Origin of the sequence: Pseudomonas sp. Gutcm_11s (genome assembly GCF_028649395.1) — a bacterium.
Classification (GTDB): Bacteria; Pseudomonadota; Gammaproteobacteria; order Pseudomonadales; family Pseudomonadaceae; genus Aquipseudomonas.
In genome coordinates this window covers 33002-59183 of record NZ_JAQSUW010000007.1, presented here as the reverse complement: position 1 = coordinate 59183, position 26182 = coordinate 33002, and the positions used below count along the sequence as shown (strand labels likewise).

The following is a 26182-nucleotide window of genomic DNA, read 5'->3' as shown; positions in this document are numbered from 1 at the left end:
GTGGTATTGGCAACCGCTCTGGCCAGCCCATAGAGTCGGGCGCGATTCTCATATCTAACAACCAGAATGAGTCCTTTCATGCCCAGCTTCCGCCTCAGCGCCCTCGCCCTGGCGCTCATCGTTTCCTCTGCCCATGCCGAACCGCCCGCCGCCGGCAAGCCCGCCAGCGAGATCACCCGCGAGCGCAACCAGGCCTGGTTGCAGCGTCTGCCGTTCAGTGACCGGGCCGACTTCGACAATGCCCGCCGTGGGCTGATCGAGCCGTTCACCGGGGTGGTCGAGAATGCCGAGGGCCAGCCGGTGTGGAACCGCATGGCCTACAATTTCCTCGATGGCAACGATGCCCCGGCCAGCGTCAACCCGAGCCTGTGGCGCATCGCTCAGCTGAACAACATCGCCGGGCTGTTCGAGGTGCGCGAGCGCGTCTACCAGGTGCGTGGTCTGGACCTGTCGAACATGACCATCATCGAAGGCGACAGTGGCCTCATCCTCATCGATCCGCTGATCAGTACCGAGACCGCTCGTGCCGGCCTCGAGCTGTACTACAAGCATCGCCCGCGCAAGCCGGTGCTGGCGGTGATCTACAGCCACTCGCATGTCGACCACTTTGGTGGCGTGCGCGGGGTTATCGATGAGGCCGACGTCAAGGCCGGCAAGGTCCAGGTCATCGCTCCGGAGGGCTTCTACGAGCATGCGGTCAGCGAGAACGTGCTGGCCGGCCCGGCGATGATGCGCCGCGCCCAGTACATGTATGGCTCGCTGCTGCCGCGCGATGAGCGGGGCCAGGTCGACGCCGGCCTCGGTAAGGGCACGCCGAGCAATGCCACGGTGACGCTGATCGCACCGACCGTGCTGATCGCCAAAGCGCTGGAGACGCGCAACATCGATGGCGTGGAGATCGAGTTCCAGCTCACTCCCGGCACCGAGGCGCCGGCCGAGATGAACATGTACTTCCCGCAGTTCAAGACCCTGTGCATGGCCGAGAACGCCACCCACACCCAGCACAACGTGCTGACCCTGCGCGGCGCCCTGGTACGCGACGCCAAGGTCTGGGCGCACTACCTCGACGATGCCCTGGTGCGCTACGGCGACAAGGCCGAGGTGCTGTTCGCCCAGCACCACTGGCCGACCTGGGGTGGCAGCGAGATCCGCGACTACCTGGCTGACCAGCGCGACATGTATGCCTTCCTCGACAGCCAGACGCTGCGCCTGATCAACCAGGGACTGACGCCGACCGAGATTGCCGCCCGGCTGGAGTCGCTGCCGCCGCGCCTGGCCAGCAAGTGGTACAGCCGCGACTACTACGGCTCGCTGAGCCATAACGTGCGCGCGGTGTACCAGCGCTACATGGGCTTCTACGACGGCAACCCGGCCAACCTCGATCCGTTGCCACCGGAGGATGCTGGACGCCGCTACGTGGCCGCCATGGGCGGTGCCGACGCGGTGCTGCAGAGCGCGCGCCAGGCCTTCTCCTCCGGTGACTACCGTTGGGCCGCGCAACTGCTCAACCACCTGGTGTTCGCCGAGCCGGATAACGCGGCGGCGCGCGAGCTGCAGGCCGACACCCTGGAGCAGCTCGGCTACCAGAGCGAGAACGCCACCTGGCGCAACGTCTACCTGAGCGGTGCCTTGGAGCTGCGCCAGGGCGTGGCTGAGGCGCGTGCGCGCAACGGTGCACCGGACATGATCCGGGCGCTGACTCCGAGCATGTTCTTCGATTACCTGGCGGTACGCATCGATGCGCTGAAGGCGGCCGATGAGGACCTGCTGATCAACTGGCGCTTTACCGACCTCGGCGAGGACTACGCCCTGACCCTGCGCAACGGCGTGCTGACCCAGCGCAAGGACTCGCGGCATGCCCAGGCGGACATCAACGTGAGCATGACCAAGGCGCTGCTCGACCGCATCGCGCTGAAGGAAACCGGCTTCCTCAAGGAAGCCACCATTGGCGATATCGAGATCGAGGGCGGGCGGCTGAAGCTGCTCAAACTGCTTGGCGGTATGGACGAGCCGAACCCGCAGTTCAACCTGGTCAGCCCCTGAGTTCTGCGAGATCGACGCCCCGCACGGCAATCGTCGTGCGGGGCGTTTTTGTGTGTGCGGTTAGAGGCGAGCTAGCAGCGAGCAGGTATGCGCATCCGGCGCTGTAGCACTGGGCTCAGGTTGCGGCGAACCGCAGCAGGGCGCCGAATATTGCCAGCAGTGCCATGGCCAGTAATGCTAGGCAGGTGCCGAGCACGCTGAACAACCGGGCCTGACCGCGTTCGGCGCGGAGCATCGCCAGGCTGCGCCGATAGCGGCTGCCCTGGCCGAGCCATAGCAGCGCCACGCTGGCGAGGGCGACCAGGAGTACCGCGAGGTCCTGCCCGCGCAGTGCCAGGCAGGCGATCACCAGCAGCGACAGCTGCGTGCGGCGCCAGGCCAGTTCGGTGCGTTCGGCCTGCAGGCCGGGGTCGTTCGAGGTATCAGACATGCCAGCGTGGCCAGAACAGACCAGCCAGGATCAGCGCCGCCAGGCAGCAGCCGAGCGCCAGCAGAGGCACCAGCCCGGATAGGGGGAGAGCGTGCCGATGGCGCAGCGCGCGCTCCACCGCCAGCCAGCGCAGGCAGGCTCCGACACTGACCAGGATGCTCAGTGCCAGCAGGCTGAGGGTGATGCACAACCGCAGCAGCGGTTCGAATGCCTGGCTGGCGAAGGTCTCTACGGCGATGCCGCCACCGAGCAGGGCCAGGGCCGTGCGCACCCAGGCCAAAAAGGTACGCTCGTTGGCCAGGGTGAAGCGTGGGTCGGGTTCGTCACCACCGAGCAGGCGCTGGCTCAGTGGTTTGCGAGGGAGGGGCGTGTGCATGGTGCTCCACAAACAAAAAAGCGCCGCCGGACTCGGGAGCCGACGGCGCAAAGGCTCGGAGGATCAGCGCAGGCCTTTGCTGCGCAGCGCACCTGGCGAGTAATCGGAGGCGCTGGCCTGGTAGGCGAAGTCGAACGGCTGGCGCTGTTCGTTGGTCAGCCCCGAGGCGATGTAGCGGCCGTTGTTGAGGTCATAGGTCACCTCCATGGCGTTGACCGCGGCCTTGCCCTGCGGGTGGTAGAAACTGTGCGCCTCGCCTATGCGCCATAGTTCACCGCGGCTGTCGTAGTGGTCGGCCTCGAGGATCGCCCAGGTATCTTCGTCGATGAAATAGTGGCGCTTGCTGTAGATGTGGCGCATGCCCGGCTTCAGCGTGGCGACCACCTCCCAGACGCGATGCAGCTCGTAGCGGGTCGCGTCGGGGTTGACGTGGCCGGGCTTGATCAGCGCCTCGTAGCTCAGCTCGGGCGAGGCCAGGCGGTAGCTGTTGTACGGCACATAGAGGGCTTTTTTGCCGACCAACTGCCAGTCGTAGCGGTCCGGCGCGCCGTTGAACATGTCGCGGCTGTCGGCAGTACGCAGGCCGGCAGTGGTCGGCCCGGCGGTATCGTAGGCGATGCTCGGCGCGCGCCGTACGCGGCGCTGGCCGGCGCTATACAGCCAGGACAGGCGCGGTTCGCTCACCTGGTCGACGGTCTCGTGTACCAGCACCACTTCGCCCACCATGCGCGAGGGCGCGGTGATCTTGTGGCTGTAGAAGTAGAGGATGTTGCGTGCCTCGTCCGCCGCCAGACCCTTCACCGCGTCGCGACGGGTGAAGTATTGCTGGGTGGTCATGATGGTGTAGCTGCCGTCCTTCTGCGGCGCCGCGCTGTCGGTGGTCAGGCTGGAGCTGGCGTTGCGGTTGCGCGTCAGGTGGTTCCACAGTACTTCCAGACCATTCTTGGGGATGGGGAAGGCGACCACGCCGGCGAAGCCCTCCAAGCCGTTGCCCTCGTTGATCAGGCGGGTGGCGCTGGCGTTGCGGGCGGCGGCGGCACCCACTTCGGTGCTCACGCTGACCGAACGGTGACTCGGGTACACCGGCAAACGGAAGCTGTCCGGGAAGCGCTGCAGCAGGGCGATCTGTCCAGGGCTCAGTTGCGCGCGGTATTGCTCGAAGTTACTCGCGTCGATGCTGAACAGCGGCTGCTCGTTGGCGAAGGGATCGAGCGGCGTGCCGTTGGCGGCGAACTTCATCGGGCTCTTCAGGCCGCCATCCCAGGCGGGGATCTTGCCGTCGGTGCTGGCGCCGCGTTCGGCGCCAATCGGGGTCAGGCTTTTCTGCAGTTGCGCCGCCTCGTCGGCCGATACGGCTGCCAGGGCGTTGCCGGTCAACAGGAGGGCGCAGAACAGGGCGCCGCCACGTACCAGGCTGTGGTGCTGTTTCATGAGTGGACTCCGCTTAGAAGTTGACGCCGAAGCTGATCGACACGTAGTCGCGATCACCGCGGGTGCCGTAGTCGCCGTCGATGAAGTCGGTGAACGCCAGACTGGCGTTGTAGGTGTTGTTCAGTGAGGCATCGAGACCGACGCTGATGGCCTTGGAGCCCTCGCTGAAGGCCGAGCCTTCGCCCGGACCATTGCCATCCACGTCGTGCTGCCAGGACAGGTTGGGGCGCAGGTCGATGCCGGCTACGGCGTTCGGGTAGCTCAGGCTGGCACGCATGCGGTAACCCCAGGAGAAGCGGGTGAGGAAGCCGTCGTCGTTGCAGTATTCGGGCGTGCGCGAGATAGCTGCGCAGTTGCCGCTGGCCAGCACGCCGTTGCCGTAGGTGCCGTTGCGTCCATAGCGTGGGCCATAGGTGCCTTCCAGGCCGCCGACCCAGGTGGCCGCAGCCTCACCCACCAGCATCAGCTGATCGGCGCCGAGTACCTGGGCGAACGAGTGAGTCGCGGTGACCTGGGCCTGGGTAACTTCCTTGCGCAGGTAGCCGTTGAACAGCGTGTTGGCCTCTGGCGAACGAACGCCTGTGGCGACCAATGGCGAGCGGTTCGGATCATTGAGCAGCGACTGGATGACGTCGGTGCCGTTGAGCTGGATCGGCATGTTCGGCCGATAGCTGATCTCGCCCTGCAGTGCAGTGCCGGTATCCAGGTTGGTGGAGAACGACAGGCCGTACAGGCGGATGTCCTCGGGGTACTGCGCGACGTACTGTGAGGTGCCCAGGCGCAGAGCATTGTCGAGGGCGTTACCGAACACCGTGTTGCGGTAGTACGGGCTGCTGATGGTGCCCATGTAGGGCAGGCGGCTGTGGTAGTTGGCTACGTAGGCGCCGAACTCGGTGTCCAGCTCGGCGGCGAACCAGCGCAGCGACACGCCCCACTGGCCACTGTTGCGGGCGTCCTGGTCCTTGCCCCGCGGGATGCGAATGCCTTCGTCGGTCAGGTTGACGCCATAGGGCGTCAGCGCTGCCACTGCCGCCGGCACGCCGGTCAGCACGCTGCCCACGTCTAGGCCATCACAGCCATCGGCGAGGAAGTCATTGCTGGAGAAGAAGGTGCCGCAGTTGTCGAGCTGGGTCTGTTCCCAGTCGAGCTGGTAGAAGAAATCGCCGGACAGTGACTCGCTGAGGTTCTGCGAGACGTAGAACATGTTCACCGGCACCAGGCCTTCCTTCACCTCCGAACCCGGGCGGCGCAGTGCCGACAGGTTGAACGGGTTGACCACGTTGAGGCCACCCTGGATGAAGGTGCTCTCGCCCCAGTTCACCACCTGCTTGCCGAGACGTGCCGAGCCTGGTTGCTCGGCGATGGCGTAGTTGTAGTAGACGAAGGCGTCGAGCAGTTCGGTACCGGCGGACTTTGCCGAGCGCTTACGGTTGTTGTCCTCGACGTTCTTGAAGCGCTGGTCCTGGTCGCGCAGTACGTAGTCGTACCAGTAGCTGCCACGCAGGAACAGGCCCATGTCGCCGTGGCGCAGTTCTAGGTCATGGTTGCCCTTGAAGATGCCGGAGAAGGCATCGCCGGAGCGGAAATTGCGGCGGCCGTCATCGCCGGTGGCGCTGTTCAGCTGTTTCGGGTCGGGGTTGGCGGTGGAGATGCTGGTGCCGATGGACAGCGCGGAATCCAGCTGCCCATCTATTGCGCCAAGTTGGAAATCGACTGCCTGGACGCTGCCGATCATGCAGCTCAGGGGTAACAGGAAATAGGGCGGTTTAAATAAGCCGTGCAGTTTTAATCTCATCACTCATTGTCCTCTTTGTTGTCGAGTGAGAATTTAATTTCACGCGCAGAGGGCAATAAGTTGAGAAATACACAGCCAATGAAAGTCCCGTCCCGCCTGGGGCGAGACAATATTCTTCGGCAGAATGGCAATTCTTGCGGAGAGGGATTCTATTGGTGCTACTTATTGTTCTGCACTGTAACGTCGAGTTGCGGATACTCCCTTCGTTTTAGTGTTTAGGGGATACTAGGGACCCTCGAAAAGCCCCACAAATAGTGTCTTCGGATAGATGCCATAACGCTTCGGCATGGCCATAGAGAGAACCGCATGACCCTCAAGCAGCTCCGTTATCTGATCGCCATCGCCGAGGCCGGCAGCTTCTCCGCCGCGGCTCGGCGAGCCTATATCGCCCAGCCGGCATTGAGCCGGCAGATCGGCCTGCTGGAGAGCGAACTGGAGATGCAGCTGCTGGAGCGCCAGCACGACGGCGTGGCACTGACCGATGCGGGGCGCCGGCTCTACGAGGTGGCGCGCTCGGTGGTGCAGAAGCTCGATTCGGTGAAGGACGAACTGACCTCGACCCGTGGCGACCCCAAGGGCCATGTGTCGATCTCGATTCCGGCCACCGCCTCGGCGCTGTTGCTGCCGGCGATCATCGCGCGGGCTGCGGAGAAGTTTCCCAGCATCACCCTGACCATCTGCGACGGCCTGACCCGTGAGGGCGGCCAGGCCATCGAGCTGGGCAAGGTCGACTTCGGAGTGCTGCCGAATGCGGAGGAACTCGAACACGTCACCGCCGAGCCGGTCCTCATCGAGGACCTGTACTGGGTGGGTGGCGGCGATCAGGGCCAGAGCAGCGACCCGATCACCCTGGCCGAGGCCGGTGCCACGCGGCTGGTGATGGCGCCGCGGGCGTTGCACCTGCGCCGGCGCATCGAGCAGGCGGCGATGGAGGCGGGGGTGGTGCTCAACGTCGCTTATGAGCAGCAGTCCGCGCCGGGCATCGCCAGCCTGGTGCGCAGTGGCCTGGCGGCGACCATCAGCAACTGGCCGCCACTGGCCGAGCTGTTCGAGCCGACCGCGGCGCGGCAGATCGTCGAACCGCGCATCACCCGCACGGTGTCGATCGCCTACTCGGTACACAAGCCGCTGTCATTCGCCGCTTCATGCATGCGCGACCTGGTGCACGGCCTGCTGGTGGAGGCGGTGCGCGAAGGCCGCTGGCGCGGCAGCCTGATCGAGCGCAGCGCCGATGACGAGGCGGATCAGGCGCGCGAGCAGGCGCCCGATACCTCGTCCTGAGCCAGGCGCTCACGCGAGCGCTGCGGGTTCATCGCCACCAGGCCGATCAGCCCTGCCACGATCATCACGCCGCCGCAGACGAAGAAGCCCTGGGCATAGCCTTCTGGGTGGCCGGCGCCGGCACCATGCACCAGCAGGCCGGTGACCACCGGCGCCGACAAACCGGCCAGCGAAGCCACCGCGTTGCCGATGGCGAGAATACCGCCGCGCTGGCTGCTCGGGGTGAACTCGGCGAGCATCGCCGGCCCCACCGAATACATCACCAGTGCCAGGCCGCCGCTGAGAGTCAGGGCGATGATCCGCGTGGTCACCGACAGCTCGGTGAGCATCAGCGCCGAGGAGAACAGCCCGCCGGCGATCAGGCACAGCGAGACGAAGGCGCCGCGCGCCAGGCGCGAAGGCACACCGCGGCTCATCAGACGTTGTGACAGCCAGGCCATCAGCAGGCTCAGCGGGGTGGTGACGATGACGAACATGACGAACATGTGCCCGGTCTTCAGCGGGTCGATGCCGAGGCCGATTTGCAGGTAGCTGGGCACCCAGGTCAGGGTTAGTGCCAGCGACCAGTTGGCGGCGAAGTGGCAGGCGTAGTTGCCGAGTACGCTGCTGTCGCTCAGCAGGCGGCGGTAGGGTACGCGCGGATCGTCCGGCGAGGCGTTCGGTTGGTTGCGGCGCAGCGTATCGAGGGTGCCCTCGCGGCCGAGTAGCAGCCACAGCCCGCACCAGACCAGGCCGATGGCGGCGAGCACGGCGAAGTTGGTACGCCAGCCGTAGTTCAGGCTGATCCACGGGATCATAGCGCCGGCCACCAGCAGGCCCATGGCGCTGCCGGAATGCAACAGGGCCACCGGCAGGCTGCGGCGGTCATCGGGGAACCACTTGTACAGCGCATGGGTGGCGACCGGCGAGGCCGGGCCTTCGCCGATGCCGAGCAGCACACGGCAGGCGACGATCATCCACAGCGAGCTGGCGAACAGCATCGGCAGCTGGATCAGTGCCCAGAACAGGCCCATGCCGAGTAGCAGGGTGCGGGTCGGCCGGCGGTTGGCGAGGAAGCCGCCGACCACTGCGGAGATCGCGAACAGCCAGTGCAGGGCGCCGCCGATCAGGCCGAACTCGGTCGGGCTCAGGTTCAGTTCCTGGGTCATCGGTACGCCGACCAGGCCGATCACCACCTTGTCGAGGAAGTTGACCAGCATCATGAAGGCCAGCAGGAAGGCGATCGTCCAGGCCTGGCGCGGACGGAAGGCAGAGTCTTGGTGGGTCATGGGAATTCTCTTTGTTGTTGTGGGGCCGGCCGGCTTCCCTGGCGGACGGTCCTGCTAGCGATGCCGCAGCACCCGCCTGGCGACGGGGCTGCAGAAAGCATTCAGCTCGGCAGCAGAATGCCCTTGGCGATGGTGTTGCGCTGGATCTCGCTGGTGCCGGTCAGGATGCGCATCATGCGTGTCGCACGGAAGAACCATTCGACCGGATGGCCCTTGATCAGCCCGGCACCGCCGTGGATCTGCACTGCCTTGTCGGCGATGCGGAAGGCGGTTTCCGAGGCGTACAGCTTGCACATCGGTGCCTGGACCTTGATGTCGCCGCCGGCGTCGTTGTTCGCGGCGGTGGCGTACATCATGCTGCGCGCAGCGTACAGCTCGGTGGCCATGTCGGCGAGCATGTGGTTGATTGACTGGAACATGGCGATCGGCTGGCCGAACTGCTTGCGGGTGCGGGCGTAGTCCAGCGACAGATTCAGCGCCAGGCCGGCCATGCCGAGCATGGTCGGGCAGTGCAGCAGACGGTTCAGGGTGATCCGTCCCATCGCCAGCTTGAAGCCCTGGCCTTCCTCGCCGATGCGGTTGGCCACCGGCACGCGCACGTCTTCCAGAAGAATGTTGCCGTGGGCGCCACCACCGGACATCACCGAGTAGTCGCTGTCGACGCTGACGCCTTCTGCATGCAGGTCGACGAAGAATGCCGAGATGCCCTGCGCACCGCGGCCCGGGCCGGTCACCGCGAGCAGCACGGCGAGGTCGGCGTAGGGCGCGCCGGAGATGTAGCGCTTGGCGCCGCGCAGTACGTAGTGGTCACCCTCCAGGCGCGCCTCGGTGCCGAGTGAGGCAGCGTCGGAGCCGGCCTCGGCTTCGGTGAGGGCGAAGCACACCGCCTTCTCGGCGCGGCAGATGGGCTGCAGGAAGGCCTCAATCTGGTGCTCGTTGGCGACCTTGAACAGATGGCCGACGCGTGGCGGGCCGGATAACTCGCCGAGAATGTGCGGCGCCAGCGGCGAGCCGGTAAGCACTGCGGCTTCCTTCAGCGCGCACAGCTCGGCGACGCTTAGCCCGGCGCCACCGAGGGCTTCCGGCAGCATGGCGTTGTAGAAGCCCAGCTCGCAGGAACGTTGCCAGATATCACGCAGCAACGGTTTGGCGACCGGTTCGCCCCAGCGGATGCCTTCACGCTGGACCAGTGGTGCGAGTTCGTCGCGGGCGAAGGCATTGATGCCGTCGATCAGGCGGGCGGCTTTTTCACTTGGCTTGATCATCTGCTGTCTCCGATCAGATCCGACGTTCGCTGTTTTGCCAGTACGCTTCGCGGATCAGGCGGCGTACGACCTTGCCATTGGGGTTCTTCGGCAACTCTTGGACGAAGTCCACCGCGCGCGGCTTCTTGAAGCCAGCGAGGGATCGGCCGCAGTGCTCAATGATTTCCTCGGCGCTCAGGCTCTGGCCTGGCTTCAGCACCACCACCGCGCGGATCGCCTCGCCCCATTGTTCGTCGGGTACGCCGACCACCGCCGCCTCGAACACCTGCGGCAGGCTATAGAGCACCTGCTCGACCTCGGTCGGGTAGACGTTGAAACCGCCGGAAATGATCATTTCCTTCTTGCGGTCGACGATGAACACGTAGCCCTGCTCGTCGACGGTGGCCAGATCGCCGGTCAGGTAGTAGCCGTCGCGCATTACCTCGGCGGTGAGCTCCGGCGCTTGCCAGTAGCCCTGCATGATGTCCGGGCCTTTGACCACGATCTCGCCGATCTCGCCGGGCTGCACGTCCACGAACTGTTCGTTGACCACGCGCAGATCGGTTTCGAAGTAGCAGCGGCCGCAGGAGGCCAGGCGGCGAGCATCGTCACCCTCGGCCAGGTGGTCTTCCTCGGTCAGCACGGTGACCAGCGAGCAGGTCTCGCCGGCGCCGTAGCCCTGCACCAGGATCGGTCCGAACAGCTCGATGGCGCGCTTGACCAGCGCCGGCGCCATCGGCGCGGCGCCGTACATCACCACGCGCAGGCTGGAGAGGTCGAAGCGCTCGACCTCGGGGAAGTTCACCAGGCGGTTGATCATCGCCGGTACCAGGAACAGGCGGGTGACGCGCTCGCGTTCGATGGTTTCCAGCAGCAAGCGGTCGTCGTAGCGCTCCAGCAACAGGTTACAAGCGCCGACTGCCAGCAGCGGCATGATCTGCATGCCGCTGGCGTGGGTGATCGGGCCAACGTGGGCCATCACGTCGCCGGGGGCGGAGCGGCGGGTCGGGCTGGCGATGCTCTTGCGCACTAGCGCCTTGCGGTTGCCGAAACTGAGCATCGCGGCCTTGAGTACGCCGGAGCTGCCGGAGGTGTAGTGCAGCACGGCCAGGTCATCGTCGGCCGGCTCTCTGTGTACTGGTATCTCGTCACCGCGCAGCAGAACGGATGAATAACTGGCATCGCCGCTGTCGTCATCCAGCGAGACGATCCAGCGCAGGCGCGGCAGCTCGCTACGGCGAGCATGCAGAGCGGCGGCGAAGCGACCATCGGCGATCACCGCCTGGCTGTGCGAGTCGCCCAGCACCTGAATGATTTCTTCCAGAGACAGACGTGCGTTGATCGGCACCTTGACCATGGCGCTCTTGTAGAAAGCGATCTCCGCCTCCACCAGTTCGACACGGTTGAGGGCGAGGATCGCCACATGGGCGCCCGTTGTCAGGCCAAGAGCCTGCAGGCCGGAGGCCAGGCGGTTAGTGCGACGCTCGAGTTGAGCGAAAGTGATGCGTTGCCGGGCGTCGACCAGGGCCTCGTGTTCGGGCCAGTACAACGCGCTGCGGCTGATGATCTTTCCTAGGTTCACTTTATTGTTCTCATCGGCAGGACAAGTGCGCCGATGCTATCCGCGGCCTTTCGGGCGGAACTAATACAACAGTACGATGCAGGCCATGCCGTTAAGGAATAGGTCCTTTACGCACTTGTTCACTTCTTCTGAAAGCCAAATATCCGATTCTGGCCGGTTAGCGCCCAGTGTTATGACTGGCGATCCTTGTTCTCTCCCATGTGGAGGACAAGCTATGAACACCATTGCTACCTACAGCTATCAGCCCTGGAACAAAGGAAAGTTAGTCGGGCAGAAGGCCCCGCTCCGCCTGAGAGATATCTGGGCGATCCGGGTAAGACTTCAAATTGCGGAGCGAGTCCGGGATCTGGCTCTCTTCGATCTAGCCATCGACAGCAAACTTCGAGCTTGCGACTTAACTAAACTCCGTGTGCGCGATGTCGCTCATGGCGAGCGAGTTTCATCGCGGGCCATCGTCATGCAGCAGAAAACCCAGCGCCCAGTTCAGTTTGAGATCACCGAGCAAACACGTATTGCTCTCGAAGCATGGATACATCAGGCACATCTCCGCAGCGAGGACTGCCTTTTTCCGAGTCGGCTGCATAGCTCAGAGCATCTCTCCACTTGGCAATACGCACGAATCGTCAAAGCCTGGGTGAAAGCAATTGGTCTTGATCCCGCCCTGTACGGCACCCACACCATGAGACGTACCAAGGCATCCCTGATCTATCGCCGGACGAAAAACCTTAGAGCAGTTCAGCTGCTACTCGGCCATACAAAGCTTGAGAGCACCGTTCGGTATCTTGGCATTGAGGTCGATGACGCCTTGGAGATGGCAGAGCAAACGGAGGTTTGACCATGCATGGCGACGGTCCAACTCGGGCCGTCGCTAACCGGCCAGTAGCGGACGCTGGTGGCAGGCGGCTATCGACCGGAAGAGAGCCGTTCGTGGCCGATAGCAGATAGCCAACGCGGAAAAACGCCCTCGCTTCGGTCCTATTCCTCCGTGGCGGCCAGCTCATCGGCAATCAAGCCCTGCAAGGCCAGTGTGCTCTTGATGACAGCTGAATTTGGCTCAGAGAGCGCCACCTGCATCCAGGGCAGCAAGCTGGTCAAGGCCATGGCTCAGCACCGGGTCTGGGCGCGGGAGCCGAAGGCCAAGGCTATCCCGGCCAGATGAATATCCCGCGCCTAACTGGCGCGGCTGGATAACCGGTCTGATTCGCTTGCATATACGGAGTCTGGTCTGAGCAACCACGCAGCGTGCTTTATTGCTGTTGCAGCATCTCTGCAGATCTACAGAGTTACGTTTTTTAGACTAATCAAATCCTGCCCTTCGTTATGCAGCGCATGGTAGCGATTGATGCTGGCTTGGGATGCATAGCTGTAACGCACGGTGGAGGTGTCCGTTGGGGCGCTGTTGCGGAGGGTAATGTGGATGATGTTGCCTGAGTCACGTGATATGGCGAAGTAGGAGAACAGCATGCTGATAGCCTCCGGCAGGATTTCTCAGTGCGCTGGGGCGGCTTCAGCAGTGCGGTGTCGCTCGAAGAAGCTCATGACCTGCTTCCGCGCATCTTCGCGAGGCATGTCATAGCGATGTTGCACTAGCTCTGTCAGTTTCTGTGCGTCGCCCTGGGTTCGGATAAGTTCGTCGAGCGTCAGTTCGTCCCACACCACGCGCGCGTGGCCGGCAAGGTGTCGCCAGTCCCTTTGGACGATCTCGGCAAGTGTCCTGCTCATTTGCTGGCCTCCTGATCTGGTCTGCGAAATTGGCTGGCAGTGTGCAGATGAGGGAATCATGTCAGGTCGCGCATGCTGGCGTCGGTACGCTACACCACGTAGACCTGCTCTCTTTTGTCCGAGGGTGCCAGGTGCGGGTAATAGCGATAGCCAATAGTGCCAACTAGGCGGATGCTCGAGGCAGATTTGCCTCACTACTTTTCAGGGGCACCCCTCATGTCCGTCGCCTTCTGGTCGTTGTTACTTGGCATTCTGCTTATCACCATGGTTTTGGCGGGAACAATACTCGCGCGCCTGCTACTGAGCAGTGCCATGGTCTATATGGTTGTTGGGTTCGCCTTCGGCCCCCTTGGGCTGGACATCGTGCAGTTGGACCCGAAGCAACATGTCGAGGTGCTCTTGTGGGGGGCCGAACTAGCTCTACTGATTTCCCTGTTCGCGGTGGGACTGAACATGGGAGCGGTGCCACTGCTGGATAAGCGCTGGCGACTGCCATTACTTCTGGCGTTCGTTTCTATGGCACTTACCGTCGGATTGGTTTCGATGGTCGGCATTTACCTGCTGGATCTACCGCTAGGAGCCGCTGTGCTTCTTGGTGGCATCCTGGCACCAACCGATCCGGTACTGGCCTCTGGGGTGCAGACCACGCTCAATAACAACCATGATCGGTTGCGCTTCAGTCTCTCTGGCGAGGGGGGCTTAAACGACGGCACGGCTTTCCCATTTGTCATGCTCGGCCTTGGCCTGCTCGGGCTGCATGATCTGGGAGTAGGAGGGTGGCGCTGGTGGCTGGTCGATCTGATCTGGGCCACGTTCGGTGGCCTGCTTATAGGTGCGTTATCGGGGGCATCAATCGGCAAACTTGTGGTCTATCTGCGCACTCGTCATCACCTGGCTGTCGGCCGGGACGAGTTTCTCTCGCTGGGGCTGATTGCCATGGCCTACGGTGCGGCACAACTGTGTCTGGCGTCTGGTTTTCTCGCTGTGTTTGCCGCAGGGCTGGCTCTGCAGCGTGTCAAGGAGCAGCCTCGCGCAGGTAGCCAGTCGCTCGGGGCCGCTTCTAGCTTAGGCGGGCATGGTGAGGGTGAACTGGCCACTCACCCTCACCATGCCAGTGCAGCGATGAGTCATGCAGTGCAAGGCTTCAATGATCGGTTGGAAAACCTCGCTGAACTGGCTTTGGTGCTGTTAATCGGTGTGATGCTGGCTTATACCCGTCCTAGTCTGGAGGTGTTTGGGCTCATTGCGCTGCTGTTCGTGCCTCTACGTGCGATTGCAGTGGTACTGGGGACGCTCGGCGAGCCACTGGTCGGACATCAGCGCAACATGATCTGCTGGTTCGGGATCCGTGGCATCGGTTCGCTCTTCTATCTGATGTTTGCCTTGCATCAGGGTGTTTCGGGCGAACAGGCCGAGCAGCTGGTCAGTTTGACGCTGCTCACCGTGGCAGCTTCGATTCTTTTGCATGGGGCTTCGGTGAGGCCGTTGATGCAGTGGTATCGGCGGCGCGATAGTGAGGGAGCTCCGCCATGCCAGTGATCGAACCCCTACTGCTTAGCACTATCCGGGTCTGTACCTATGTGGGGGAGCATTTGCTGACGAATGCCAGCGGATTCTTCTTCGCGCGTGACCAGCATCTGTTCTTGGTGACTAGTCGGCATGTGCTGATGGATGAGCCGAGTCGGCATTTTCCAGATCGGATAGAGGTTGAGGTGCACAGCGATCCCAATGACATGGGGGCTTCCTGTGTTCTCTCTGTACCACTCTATCGGGATAGTCAAAGCCTGTGGCGCCAAGGGCAGGATTTGGCTGGAAACATTGATGTGGCATTGATCGAAATTGAGCGCGCGACGTTACCCGCTTCGGCGGTCTATCACGCCTTCACACCAGCGCACCTACAGTGGTCTGGTGCTCCTGTGGAGGTAGGTACCACGCTGCTTGTTGTCGGCTTTCCGCTGGGCTTTCACGACAACTTGCATCACATGCCCGTCGTTCGCCATGCCGTACTTGCCTCGTCTTTCGGCCTGCGCTTTCAGGGTCAAGGTTACTTCCTTACCGATGCTCGTACCCACCGAGGCACCAGCGGAGCACCGGTAGTGATGCGGGCGCCTGCAACACACAATGATCTGGATGAATTGCCATGGTTGCTGCTCGGGATTCACTCCGCACGTATCGATCTGGGCAGCCGTGACCTCGTTCAGGACGAGGCGCTTGGACTCAACTGCACCTGGTATGCGGATATCCTGCTGACTCTCAGTGAGAGTTGCCCCTTTAAGTCTTAAGCGCGCTAGCGCACCGACCATGCTTCCCCAGCCTGTCATTGTTCTCTTCCGGTGCCGGCAACGTCGCAGGTGCCCGGTTTCAACTGAGGTCACCATGAACAAGACGAACGAGTCGCGCAGCCCCAAGGCACCGGAAAAGAATTCCGGGCACGCCCAGAAAGAAGAGGGCAATAGCCAGCAGTACAGAACCAATCAGGATCAGCAGAAACATAACGGCCCGCAATCAGGGACCAAGGGAGAGCGGCAGGATAAGAAGCTTGCCCAAAGCGAAGAAAAAGGTTCTGGGGGTAAGGCCAAGAACTCCTGACCCTAGTCAGAATTAGTGAGCTCCAATATCGGTACAGATAGCTGTTCCATCTCGTTGGCGGGCTAGTTAGAAAGTTGTCATGGATGACGGGGTTGTTGGAACAACAGATGCTTTCTGAACGCTCTATACCATGACCTGAACCATCGTTCGTCTAGGCGTCGGTGTGGCTTATGGGCTAACGGGATCACCATTCGTTTTGATACCGCTTGCAGATAAACCGCTAGAGTAATGGGGGCAGGGTAGCCCCCACTGTTTAGCGCATCCTTCTTCTTAGTGCTTACACTTTCCTCATCGTGTTCTAACCACGGCGCGCTACCACGAAGCCGAGCAGGAAGGCGATGGCGACGCTGGTGCCCAGGGCTTTCCAGGGCTGTTCATGAACATATTCGTTAGCCACGGCGGCTGTTTGACGTGCCCGCTGTGTAACGCTGTCATTGATGTTCTGCACCGCCACCCGGACCTCTGCTATGCGGGCATTAAGTCTATTTCTGGCTTCGGTCAGCTCCTCGCCGGTGAGTGACGTGGCGCCCTTGATCAGATCCTCAATGTCCGTGAGCAGATTTTGAAAGTCACGGGGCACTCCGGACTGCTTGAACATGGCGCTGGCGGTGTCGAGTTTGTCACTGTTGTTGCCTGATTTAGGCACATGGTTTTGCGGTTGCATGTCTTGTTCCTTCGGTACTTGGCGAATAGGCCGGTATGGCAGTGCACAGCCTTGACTGTCTGCGACTCGACTGTCTGTGCGATAGCCAACGCTGTACGGCGCAAGGTCTATGAGCGTTAGCGTACGGACGGAACGATCTGTTGCTGTCACCATCATTGCTCAGGGTTCGTGTACCGCGTGCCCGCCAAGACCTCATTGGAGGCGATGATGTACAAGCCCATAGAGCCAGAGCAGTCGAAAGAACCAGACGACCAGTTGGAATCTCCGGAGACCGATGCCCCGCCGCCAACCGATGGCGAATCCAGGCGCCTACCGCTACCAGGCGAGTTACACGAGCCACCGCCGGTTACGCGTGAGAAACGAGAGCAAGACAATCGTGATCCACAGGATGATTTGATGGATAGCTAACCCTATGCAGATAGACCTTCCACGCTACCCCTAGCACGGCAAGACCAGTTTTAGCTAAGCAGTGGATGAGCTGGTCGCCCCTTGTTGTTTACGGGCTGGTGTTGATCGGTTGCTGTCTGATGGAGAAGTGATGGCTATGTGGAAGTCAGCGCTGCGTCTGGAGTAGTCACATACGCGTGTCGATTTTCAACATATCGACAGGTGCCACGGGGATCCGTGGCGCGTCCTCTACTCACTCGTTAGTCGGAGCGAATCTATGAATACACACTCTCGCGTGACGATGCTTGCCTCCGGGTTAGCCCTGGCGACGCTGGCGGTTACTACCTTGACAGCTGCTCTGGACCTTTCTTTTAGGGAGCTTGATGCAGCACGCCAACAAGCGAAGGGTTGGGAAGCCTATGCGTTGAGCTTGCACAGGCGCGATCTGTTGACGAGCCGAGATGATGGAATGGACGAGACCGGGCCTTCATACGGCCTTCTCACCAACCGTTTGGAAACTGCCGTCGAGCATCCCCAGCGGCCAGGTTTCCGTTTCTGAACCTGATTGCTGCTCTGGCCTTCAGTAGCCTGGAGAGGCTGACTTCGGAGGCGCCATGTCGAACGAAGTCCTACTCATAGCAGTGGCATACGAAGGTCTCGATCCACCCTAAAAGTGGACTGTCTATACACTTGGCCGGCAACGCAACTCGATGCAGTGGTCATGGTCATCATCAATTAAAGGGCATTGGATACCTTCGATCAGCATGCCATCTAGCCGCAGTGACGGAGTTACATCCACCTCCTGCACTACCTCTATGCGGTACAGCGTGGCACCGAAGCGATAATCCATTCTGAAACCTGGCCAGTTGGCTGGCAGTACAGGCTCCAGCCGCAGGCTGTTAGCACTGCGCTGCAGGCCTAGCAGCGACTCGACTATCAAGCGGTACATCCAGCCGGCCGCGCCGGTATACCAGCTCCAGCCGCCGCGCCCAGCATGTGGAGCCACGCCATAGACATCGGCGCTGACTACATAGGGTTCTACCTTGTATTGGGCAATAGTCTCTGTGCTTCCATGGCTGACTGGATTTATCAGGCGCAACAGTTCCCAGGCCCGGGCGCTATCGCCGAGACCGGCGAATGCCATGCTCGCCCACACGGCGGCGTGGGTGTACTGACCGCCATTCTCGCGCACACCCGGCACATAGCCCTTGATGTAGCCAGGGTCGAGTGAGCTCTTGTCGAAGGGCGGATCGAGCAGTTGCACCAGGCCTAGGTCACGGAGCAGCAGGTGTTTCTCCAGCGCGTCCATGGCACTGCGCTGACGCTCAAGCGCGGCCGCACCGGAGAGCACGGACCAGCTCTGGGCGATGGAGTCGATGCGGCACTCCTCATTGCTCGCGGATCCCAGTGGGGTACCGTCGTCGAAATAGGCGCGGCGGTACCAGGCGCCGTCCCAGCCGTGCTCTTCCAGGCTGATGCGCAGCAGCGCGGCCTGCTCCGTGCAGCGTTGTGCAAAGACAGCGTCGCCTCGAGTAAGAGCGGTACTGGAAAACCGCTGTAGCACCTCGTAGAGGAAGAAGCCCAGCCATACGCTTTCGCCCTGACCCTGTTCGCCGACGCGGTTCAGACCATCGTTCCAGTCGCCGCAGCCGATCAGGGGCAGGCCGTGGATGCCGCGGGCCATGCCGTGTTCGATGGCACGCACGCAGTGCTGGTAAAGGCTTTCCTGCAGGGGCGAACGCTGCGGCAGGTCGTAATAGGACTCTTCACCGGGATTCAGTGCGCGACCTTCGATGTAGCTCACTGGCTCATCGAGTACTCCGTGGTCGCTGGTGATGTACACATAGCGACTGGTGGCCAGTGGCAGCCAGAGGTAGTCGTCGGAGCAGCCGGTGCGTACGCCGCGACCCAGCGGTGGATGCCACCAGTGCTGCACATCACCCTCGCTGAACTGATGAGCCGCGCACAGCAGCAGGTGCTGGCGACTGGCGGCTGGGCTGGCGTGGATCATCGCCATGCTGTCCTGCAGCTGGTCGCGGAAACCGTAGGCACCGCCGGACTGGTAGTAACCACTGCGCGCCCAGAAGCGGCTGGCGATCACCTGGTACATCAGCCAGCCGTTGGCCAGCACATCGATGCCCGGCTCAGGGGTCTTGATCTGGATCGCGCCCAGGGTCGAACGCCAGTGCTCGCGTACTTGATCGAGCGCGCTATTGGCCGCGCTGCTGCCACGGAAGCGCAGGGCCAGATGTGCGGCAGCCTTGGCGTCGTGGCCGGCACCGAGGCGGAAGACGATCTCCTGGCTGTCGCCGGCAGCCAGCTCGAAGGCCACCTGGATCGCCGCACAAGGGTCGAGGCCGCCGCCGGTGCGCCCCGACAGACGCGACTTGGCCAGCGCCGCGGGTGCATTTAGGTTGCCATTGCGACCGAGAAATTCGCTGCGGTCGCCGCTGACGCTGCGAGCCGGTGAGTCGACATCGAAGAACGCCACGCGGCCGGGAAATTCGATGGAGTAGGCGTTGCGTGCGAACAGCACGCCGCTGACCGGGTCTTGCTCGGTGACCACGTGCAACGCCGACTTCTCGCGCAGGTCGCCAAGCACCCAGGCCACGTAGCCGGTGGCCGAGAGGCGACGCTCGCGCCCCGAAAGGTTGCGCACTTTCAGACGCGAGAACTTGATCGATGCATCCAGCGCCACGTACACCCACAGCTCGCTGTGGATGCCGTCCTCATCGTGCTCGAAGACGCTGTAGCCGAAGCCATGGCGGGTGGTATAGGCCCCTGTTCCTGGGCGCGGCAGGGGAGTTGGCGACCAGTAGTGGCCGCTGTCGTTATCGCGCAGGTACAGGGCTTCGTCGCTGGCATCGCCGACCGGATCGTTGTGCCAGGGAGTCAGGCGGTATTCATGGGCGTTCTCGCTCCAGGTATAGGCGCCACCGCTTTCGCTGATCACCGTACCGAAGTGTGGGTTGGCCAGCACGTTGGCCCAGGGCGCCGGGGTGCTCGTGCCTTGGGTCAGGTGGATCACGTACTCGCTGCCATCGGCACTGAAACCGCCGTAAGGATTGCTCAGCAGCAACGCCGGGTCGGAGCTTGGTGTGGCATCCGGCAGCGGCGTGCGCATCAAGTCCGATTTGAAGCGCGGTAGTGCCACTTCGCTGGCGCGCCGATGTACCTGTTCGGCCAGGCTGCCATTGCTGTCGCTGAGCACCAGGCGTGCAACGGCGAGCATCAGCAGCCGGTCCTCATTGGACAGTTGTTGGGCTGGACGGACGAAGATGCCGCCAGGGCGGTCGACCAGATTGGCCTCGCTGCCGGAGGTAACCAGCGCCATGATCAGGTCCTGCAATTGCTGGCGATAACCGATCTGGTCCTCGTTCCAGATCACCAGATCCAGCGCCAGGCCTTTCTGCCGCCAGTAGGCGTGAGCCTGCACCAGTTGCCGCACCAGCTCGATATTGGCCGGGTCGGCGATCTGCACCAGGACGATTGGTAGGTCGCCGGAAATCGCCTGGCCCCAGAGGTCGGACTGGTTGCGCTGGTTGCCGCTCAGCACGCTGGTGTCGGCGCGTAAAGATGCATTGGCATAGAGGATCGAGGCGGCCATCTGCTCGAACAGGCGGCCGTCGGCCTGTGAGGCGTTGAGCTGGCGCAACAGCACTTGGCTGTGGGTCCATGCCAGACCGAATACACGGTCGGCCAGATGGCGGTCACGGTATTTATTGATCAGGTGCAGGCAGCCGTCGCGACTGTCACTGATACCGCTGACCAGGTCGATAACGGCGCTTTGACCGGGTTCCAGGCTGATGCGGCAGCGGATCGCCACGATCGGGTCCAGCACTGATCCGGCGCTGCCGGACAGACTGTCGACGCCGGCGTCCAGAACCGCCGGACGGGCCGCACTACGACCGCGGCCGATAAAGCGTGCGCGGTCGGTCTCGTAGGAAATTGCGTCGATTTCCACGCCGTGGGCGGCCAGCAGATGACACATCCACGGCACGTTTTCCTGGCTGGAGCGCGGTCGGCGCGAGCATAGGATCGCTTGCAGTTCCGGCACCAGCTCGGTCTGCACGAACAGCTTGCTGAAGGTCGGATGCAGGGCGTCGGCGATGGCCGGGGCGAGCACCACTTCGGCGTAGCTGGTTATCTCCAGGCTGCGCCGTACGCGGGCGCGGTTGGTCAGGTGCAGACGGCGCAGTTCGATGTCGTCCTCGGGGGATACGACGATCTCGGTATGGCTGTCGAAATCACGCTCGCGTACACGGAACTCGGCGCGGGCATCGGTAAAGATCGCCTCGTAGCCGGCCGTATGGCGCAGCGTCGGTTGGTATGCAGCGGACCAGAAGTCGCCACTGGCGACATCGCGCAGGTAGCAGAACATCCCCCAGTGGTCGCGGCTGATGTCCTCCTGCCAGCGCGTCACGGCCGTGCCGTCACAGCGGCTGTAGCCGCCACCGGCGCTGCTGAGCATGACGTGGTAGCGCCCGTTGGACAGCAACTGCACGGCGGGACGGCGGCGATCCGGGTCGGTGAATACGCGTAGCTTGGTCTCGATGACTCGCGCGGCAGCGTCGGCGGCGGGTGAGTGGGTGGCATGCAGGTACTGCGCGGCGGTTTTCGGAATGCGTTCCTGCAGCAACAAGGCAGTGGCCTGAAATTGCGGATCGGATTCGAAGCGTCGTTGCATCGGCCGGTCCAACAGCACATGGGCCAGCGCCAGCAGGCTCATGCCCTGGTGGTGGGCCATGAACGAATGGATCACTGCGGCGCTTTGCCCGTGCGGCAGACGTGCGGGTGTGAAGTCGACCGCCTCGTACAGACCGAAGGTGCCGGCCAGACCTTGTGCGGCCAGGCGCTGCAGATTTCTACAGGCAGCTTTGGGGTCGATCATCAGGGCCAGGGCCGAGGCGTAGGGGGCCACCACTATGTCCTCGCCGAGCCCGCGCTTTAGGCCAAGGCCGGGGACGCCGAAGGCGCGGTACTGATAATTGAAGTGGGCATCCTGGGTGTTGTAACCGGACTCGGACACCCCCCAGGGCAGTCCCAACTGGTTGCCATGCTCGATCTGTCTGGCCACGGCGGCACGGCAGGTCTGGTCGAGCAGTGTGCCGGCATAGCTGGGCATCACTAGCAGCGGCATCAGGTACTCGAACATCGAGCCGGACCAGGACAGCAGCACCGGCACGCCAGAGTTGCTGGTGAGCAGGCGGCCGAGGGTGAACCAACCTTCCTGGGGCAGCTGGCCCTGGGCGATCACCACGAAATTGGTCAGCCGCGCCTCTGAGGCCAGCAGGTCGTAGTAGGCGGCGTCCCGACGGTTCTCATCGGCGTTGTAGCCGATGGCGAACAGATCGCGCTGCGGTTCGTAGAGAAAACTGAAGTCCATCTTCGCCAGCTCGCTAGCCTGCTGGGCGAGACGGGCGGCACAGGCGATACGCTCGCTGGCGCAGCGCTGCACCGCTTGTACCTGGGCTTGGTCGGCGGCGGGCCACTGCGTGCTATCCAGTTGCGCCAACTGGTGCCAGGTCGCTTGCGCGGGCTGTTCGCTTGCGTCAAGGGATGGCAGCCGGAACTGGTTCAGCTCGCCATGCAGGTCTTCACAGTGAGCCACCAGGGCCTGCAGCCAGCGCTCGCTCTCGCTGTTCTGCGCAGGCTGCAGGGTCTTGTGCAGCAGTAGCCGGCTTTGGTCGAGCAGTCGTTGCAGATGTTGGCAGGTCGCTTCCAGGCTCTGCGGAGCTGCTGCCTGTGCGGTATCCAGCTCGCCTTGCACCTCGCGCAGGGCATGTTCGTCGAGGTGCGCGTCGAGCACGGCCTCACGCAACAACGCGAAGGTATCGGCGAGGCCGGCAAACAGCTGCGGATTTAGCAGAGGTTGATCCGTGAGCTCCAGCAGACCTGGGCGCAGGGTCAGTAGCAAGCCGGCCAGATTGCCGCTGTCCACCGTCGACACATAGTGCGGCGGTAGGGGCTTGAGGGTCTGGGTGTCGTACCAGTTGAAGAAGTGCCGGCGATGGCGCTCCAGGCTGGCCATGCTGCTCAGCGAGTTATCGAGGCGTGCCAACAGACGGCCGCCACTGAGGTAGCCGAAATCGTAGGCGGCCAGATGCGAGAGCAGGGCCATGCCCATGTTGGTGGGCGAGGTGCGGTGGGCGATCACCTGGCTTGGCTGTTCCTGAACATTGTCGGGCGGCAACCAGTTGTCCAGTGGGCCGACATGCTGGTCGAAGAAGGCCCAGGTCTTGCGCGCCAGGTTGCGTAGGAAGCGCAGCTCCTCGGCGGAAGGCTCGAAGTTCGCTCGGGCCCTGGGGCGACTTAGCCACCAGGCGATGGCCGGGCTGACCAGCCACAGCGATAGTAGTGAGCTGGCCAGCGCCAGTACCGCGGGCTTGACCACGAGCAGTGCGGCGCAAGCCAGCGCCAGCGCAGGGGCGATCCACATCAGCCGGTACAGGCTGGGCAGATCGTTGCGGCTGCTGCGCTCCACTTCGCGCGAGGGGCTCCATTGCAACAGGTGGCGCCGACTCACCAGCATGCGCCACAGGGTCCGGGCGATGGCATCCAGGCTGAGTAGGGCTTCGAAGGGTAGCCACACCAGGGCCAGTAGGGCACGGCTGAAATGCAATGTAGCCATGCGCGTGGTGGCCTGCAGGTGTTGGCCGAGAGGCGTGTCATGGGGCTTGCGCAGCAGCTCCAGCAATGTGCCGAGCAAGGGTTGGGTCAGCACCAGGCCGAGCACTGCCAGGGTCCACAGCAGCGCCTGGTCGATAGCCAGCCAGCCCCATAGCAGCATGGCGAGAAAAGCCGCCGGCTCCAGGCTGCGGCGCAGGTTGTCGAGAATCTTCCAGCGCGCCAGCGCGCCGAGGCGATTGCGCTGCAGGCCGCCCTGGGGCTTCGGCGTCCACGGCAGCAGCCAGGGCAGCAGTTGCCAGTCGCCGCGGATCCAGCGGTGCCGGCGCTTGCAGTCGGCGCTATAGCGGGCCGGATGCTCTTCATACAGCTGCACGTCGCTGAGCAGGCCGGAGCGGGCGAAGCAGCCTTCGATCAGGTCGTGGCTGAGGATGCGGTTGTCCGGGAAGCAGCCCTCCAGCGCTTGCTCGAAAGCATCCACCGCGTAGATGCCCTTGCCGATGAAAGAGCCATGTTGGAACAGATCCTGATACACGTCGGACACGGCACGGGTATAGGGATCGACCCCGGCGTCGCTGCCAAACAGCTGGGCATAGATCGAGCGCGCGGTGCTCGGCAGGCTGATACCAACCCGTGGCTGGAGGATGGCGTAACCGCTACTGATGCGGCGCCGTACGGGGTCGAACACGGCCTGGTTGAGCGGGTGGGCGAGGGTGCCGACCAGTTGCTGGGCGACATCGCGGGGCAGCTGAGTGTCGGTATCCAGGCTGATCACGTAGTTCACCTGGGGCAAGGCGGCGATGTCGCCGACGATCATGGCGAATTCTTCATAACCCTGTCCTCGCAGCAGGGCATTCAGCGCGGAGAGCTTGCCGCGCTTGCGCTCATGGCCCATCCATACGTCTTCGCCGGGGTTCCAGCGTCGTGGGCGATGCAACAGGTAGAAGCGTTCGGCGCCGACCGGCGGGTATTTGTGGTTGAGCGCCTCGATCTGCTGGCGGGCCAGCAGAAGCAGGGCAGCATCCTGTGCCAACACCTCGCTCGGTGCGTCCATGAAGTCGGTAAGCAGAGCGAAGTGCAGGTTGGCGTCGCGATTGGCCAGGAAACGTACCTCCAGTCCTTCGACCAGCTCCTCGATATCCCGCACGCTGCCGATCAGGGTGGGTACCACCACCAGGGTGCGCGCCTGTTCGGGAATGCCAGTGCTGTAGTCCAGGCGCGGCAGAATGTGCGGCGTCACGGTCAGGGTCACCAGCCAGTTCACCAGTCCCAGGGCCAGGCAGCTGGTCATCAGTAGAGCTGGCACGCCGAGCAGGGCCAGCAGGCCGCCACTCACACCGTTGACCTGGGCGACGGCCAGGAAGGGCCAGGCCAGCAGCATGCTGAGGATCAGCACCGGGATGAGGAAAAAGGCCAGCGGAGAGCGGCGCAGCAGGCGCTGCCAGGCCTCGGCAAGTGGGATACGGGCGCTGAGGTGCCGCTCCAGCTCGCCCAGCCCCTGCCCCAGCAGATAGAAGCCAACATGAGCGCGGATGACTGTACCGGCATTGGCGGCCAGATCGACGGCGGTGCGAGCTACTGCTTCTTCCGTATGCACGCAGTGTTTGGCCAGGCGCTCAATCACGTGACGATAGTGGTCGCGGGTGGCGAAATCCATGCCCGGGTAGACCTGCGCGGGGTCTTCGAGCAGCACCTGTTCGACACGACTCATGCTTTCGACAAAGCCACGCCAATCGATAGCGGACAGCTTGCGCAGACTGTTGATGCTGTTGCTGATGGACACCTGCTCGGCGGCCTGCTGCTGGGCGTCTAGCTGTACCAGGCGTTCGATGTTCAGGCCGCTTTCAGCAAGCGTCTGTTCGATCCAGGTCAACGGCAGGATCAGCGCCGAGCTTTGGCCCTGCAGGCGCCTGGCCAGTTCGGCGACGAAGGAGCTGGTCATCGGTGGTTGCGAGCGGGCCATGTCGGCGACAGTCAGCAGTACGCTCTTGGCATCGTGCTCGGCGGTTTCGTGCAGACGGTCGGCCCAGTCATTGGCCAGGTTGCGGTCGTCCCAGTTGGCCATCACCCGTGAGGCCACGCGGCGCAGGTTCTCGATCAGCGCCAGGCGCAGCATGATCGGGATTGCCCACAGCTCACCGAGGGTCAGCGGCATGACGGATTGGTAAGACGCGACAAAGCGGCTCAGGCTTTCATTATCGACCCGTCCATCGCCATGCGAGATGGTTTCCAGGGCGATGTCGTAGACCCGCGGCAGGCCACTTGACGGACCTTCTGCCAGGCGCGGCAGCTCGCGGCTGTAGCCCGGTGGCAGGTGCTTGCGTGCAGTGCGGATCTGCTCCTTGATCAGGTAGAAGTTGTCCAGCAGCCATTCCGCCGCCGGGGTGGCGCGGCGCGTGGCCGGTGGTACCTCGCTGAGCATGGCGCAGCTGTGCACCAGCAGCGCTTCGTTGTCATCGAGGCGCACCAGCAATGCCGCGGAGGTGGACCGTGGGCTGAGCTGGTGCTGTTTAGCCAACTGGTGACCGTGTGTAGCCATCTGCTCGGCGCTGAACAGTTCGGCACGCAGGACGGGTTCGTAGGCAAACTTACGAGGTGAACTGCGTGGGTGCGAGAAGATACGAGGCCATGTGCTGGGCATTGTGTCCTTGGACGGCCACGCCGGTTTTCGGCGATCTGCGGGAGCGCGCGGAGGGGAAGTGGGATGGCGTAGCTCAGGTGCCAAGTCTGCGCAGGCTGCTTG

The 26182-nt window shown here is 63.0% G+C and carries 19 protein-coding genes; 7 read left to right on the top strand and 12 right to left on the bottom strand.

The genetic code is table 11. The features are described from left to right. Positions 1-78: 78 nt before the first annotated feature. Complete coding sequence (locus tag PTT45_RS01635) at positions 79-2043, top strand: alkyl/aryl-sulfatase (RefSeq protein ID WP_273811145.1); 1965 nt, start codon at positions 79-81, stop codon at positions 2041-2043. Positions 2044-2158: 115 nt separating this feature from the next. Here PTT45_RS01635 and PTT45_RS01630 read toward each other — a convergent pair whose 3' ends face one another. The 4 genes from PTT45_RS01630 to PTT45_RS01615 form a co-directional block, all read right to left on the bottom strand. After that, a complete protein-coding gene (locus PTT45_RS01630) occupies positions 2159-2473 on the bottom strand; it encodes a DUF202 domain-containing protein (RefSeq protein WP_273811143.1) in 315 nt (104 codons plus the stop codon). After that, complete coding sequence (locus tag PTT45_RS01625) at positions 2466-2849, bottom strand: YidH family protein (protein WP_273811142.1); 384 nt, start codon at positions 2847-2849, stop codon at positions 2466-2468. The genes PTT45_RS01630 and PTT45_RS01625 overlap by 8 nt, the downstream gene beginning before the upstream one ends. Before the next feature lie 63 nt (positions 2850-2912). Further along, positions 2913-4280, bottom strand: a complete 1368-nt coding sequence (locus PTT45_RS01620) for a DUF1329 domain-containing protein (RefSeq protein WP_273811140.1) — start codon at positions 4278-4280, stop codon at positions 2913-2915. A 13-nt stretch (positions 4281-4293) separates the two neighbouring features. Continuing rightward, on the bottom strand, positions 4294-6015 hold the full coding sequence (locus PTT45_RS01615) for a DUF1302 domain-containing protein (protein ID WP_273811139.1): 1722 nt from the start codon (positions 6013-6015) through the stop codon (positions 4294-4296). A gap of 366 nt (positions 6016-6381) precedes the next feature. On the opposite strand from PTT45_RS01615, the gene PTT45_RS01610 reads away from it, so the two are divergent. Continuing rightward, entirely contained in the window at positions 6382-7356 is a 975-nt protein-coding gene (locus PTT45_RS01610) for a LysR family transcriptional regulator (RefSeq protein WP_273811138.1), read from the top strand. Here the strand turns inward: PTT45_RS01610 and PTT45_RS01605 are convergent. The 3 genes from PTT45_RS01605 to PTT45_RS01595 form a co-directional block, all read right to left on the bottom strand. Beyond that, positions 7320-8624: an MFS transporter gene (locus PTT45_RS01605; protein WP_273811137.1), complete on the bottom strand. Its 1305-nt coding sequence runs from the start codon at positions 8622-8624 to the stop codon at positions 7320-7322. The genes PTT45_RS01610 and PTT45_RS01605 overlap by 37 nt on opposite strands. Positions 8625-8725: 101 nt before the next feature. After that, the gene (locus tag PTT45_RS01600; protein ID WP_273811136.1) at positions 8726-9889 is read right to left on the bottom strand and encodes an acyl-CoA dehydrogenase family protein; all 1164 of its coding nucleotides are present in this window, start codon (positions 9887-9889) and stop codon (positions 8726-8728) included. A 13-nt stretch (positions 9890-9902) separates the two neighbouring features. After that, positions 9903-11450, bottom strand: a complete 1548-nt coding sequence (locus PTT45_RS01595; protein WP_273811135.1) for an AMP-binding protein — start codon at positions 11448-11450, stop codon at positions 9903-9905. A 214-nt stretch (positions 11451-11664) separates the two neighbouring features. On the opposite strand from PTT45_RS01595, the gene PTT45_RS01590 reads away from it, so the two are divergent. Further along, the gene (locus PTT45_RS01590) at positions 11665-12285 is read left to right on the top strand and encodes a tyrosine-type recombinase/integrase (RefSeq protein ID WP_273811134.1); all 621 of its coding nucleotides are present in this window, start codon (positions 11665-11667) and stop codon (positions 12283-12285) included. A gap of 140 nt (positions 12286-12425) precedes the next feature. Here the strand turns inward: PTT45_RS01590 and PTT45_RS01585 are convergent, their stop codons facing one another. From PTT45_RS01585 to PTT45_RS01575, 3 genes are all read right to left on the bottom strand, one after another. After that, a complete protein-coding gene (locus tag PTT45_RS01585) occupies positions 12426-12551 on the bottom strand; it encodes a hypothetical protein (protein ID WP_394561060.1) in 126 nt (41 codons plus the stop codon). A gap of 174 nt (positions 12552-12725) precedes the next feature. Beyond that, the gene (locus PTT45_RS01580) at positions 12726-12914 is read right to left on the bottom strand and encodes a hypothetical protein (protein ID WP_273811133.1); all 189 of its coding nucleotides are present in this window, start codon (positions 12912-12914) and stop codon (positions 12726-12728) included. A 24-nt stretch (positions 12915-12938) separates the two neighbouring features. Next, positions 12939-13172: a general stress protein CsbD gene (locus PTT45_RS01575; RefSeq protein WP_273811132.1), complete on the bottom strand. Its 234-nt coding sequence runs from the start codon at positions 13170-13172 to the stop codon at positions 12939-12941. 216 nt (positions 13173-13388) lie between these two features. Here PTT45_RS01575 and PTT45_RS01570 point away from each other — a divergent pair, with 216 nt between their 5' ends. The 3 genes from PTT45_RS01570 to PTT45_RS01560 all read left to right on the top strand — a co-directional run bounded on the left by PTT45_RS01570 (position 13389) and on the right by PTT45_RS01560 (position 15761). Next, positions 13389-14711 carry a cation:proton antiporter gene (locus PTT45_RS01570; RefSeq protein WP_273811131.1) on the top strand — a complete coding sequence of 441 codons (1323 nt, stop codon included), beginning with the start codon at positions 13389-13391 and terminating at the stop codon, positions 14709-14711. After that, the gene (locus PTT45_RS01565; RefSeq protein WP_273811130.1) at positions 14702-15454 is read left to right on the top strand and encodes a S1 family peptidase; all 753 of its coding nucleotides are present in this window, start codon (positions 14702-14704) and stop codon (positions 15452-15454) included. The genes PTT45_RS01570 and PTT45_RS01565 overlap by 10 nt, the downstream gene beginning before the upstream one ends. Before the next feature lie 94 nt (positions 15455-15548). Then, positions 15549-15761 carry a hypothetical protein gene (locus PTT45_RS01560; RefSeq protein WP_273811129.1) on the top strand — a complete coding sequence of 71 codons (213 nt, stop codon included), beginning with the start codon at positions 15549-15551 and terminating at the stop codon, positions 15759-15761. A 298-nt stretch (positions 15762-16059) separates the two neighbouring features. On the opposite strand, the gene PTT45_RS01555 is transcribed toward PTT45_RS01560, so the two are convergent. Further along, a complete protein-coding gene (locus tag PTT45_RS01555; RefSeq protein WP_273811128.1) occupies positions 16060-16425 on the bottom strand; it encodes a DUF883 family protein in 366 nt (121 codons plus the stop codon). Between the two features lie 664 nt (positions 16426-17089). Here PTT45_RS01555 and PTT45_RS01550 point away from each other — a divergent pair. Then, the gene (locus tag PTT45_RS01550; protein ID WP_273811127.1) at positions 17090-17371 is read left to right on the top strand and encodes a hypothetical protein; all 282 of its coding nucleotides are present in this window, start codon (positions 17090-17092) and stop codon (positions 17369-17371) included. 123 nt (positions 17372-17494) lie between these two features. Here PTT45_RS01550 and PTT45_RS01545 read toward each other — a convergent pair whose 3' ends face one another. Continuing rightward, positions 17495-26080: a GH36-type glycosyl hydrolase domain-containing protein gene (locus tag PTT45_RS01545; RefSeq protein ID WP_273811126.1), complete on the bottom strand. Its 8586-nt coding sequence runs from the start codon at positions 26078-26080 to the stop codon at positions 17495-17497. Between the last annotated feature and the right edge of the window lie 102 nt (positions 26081-26182).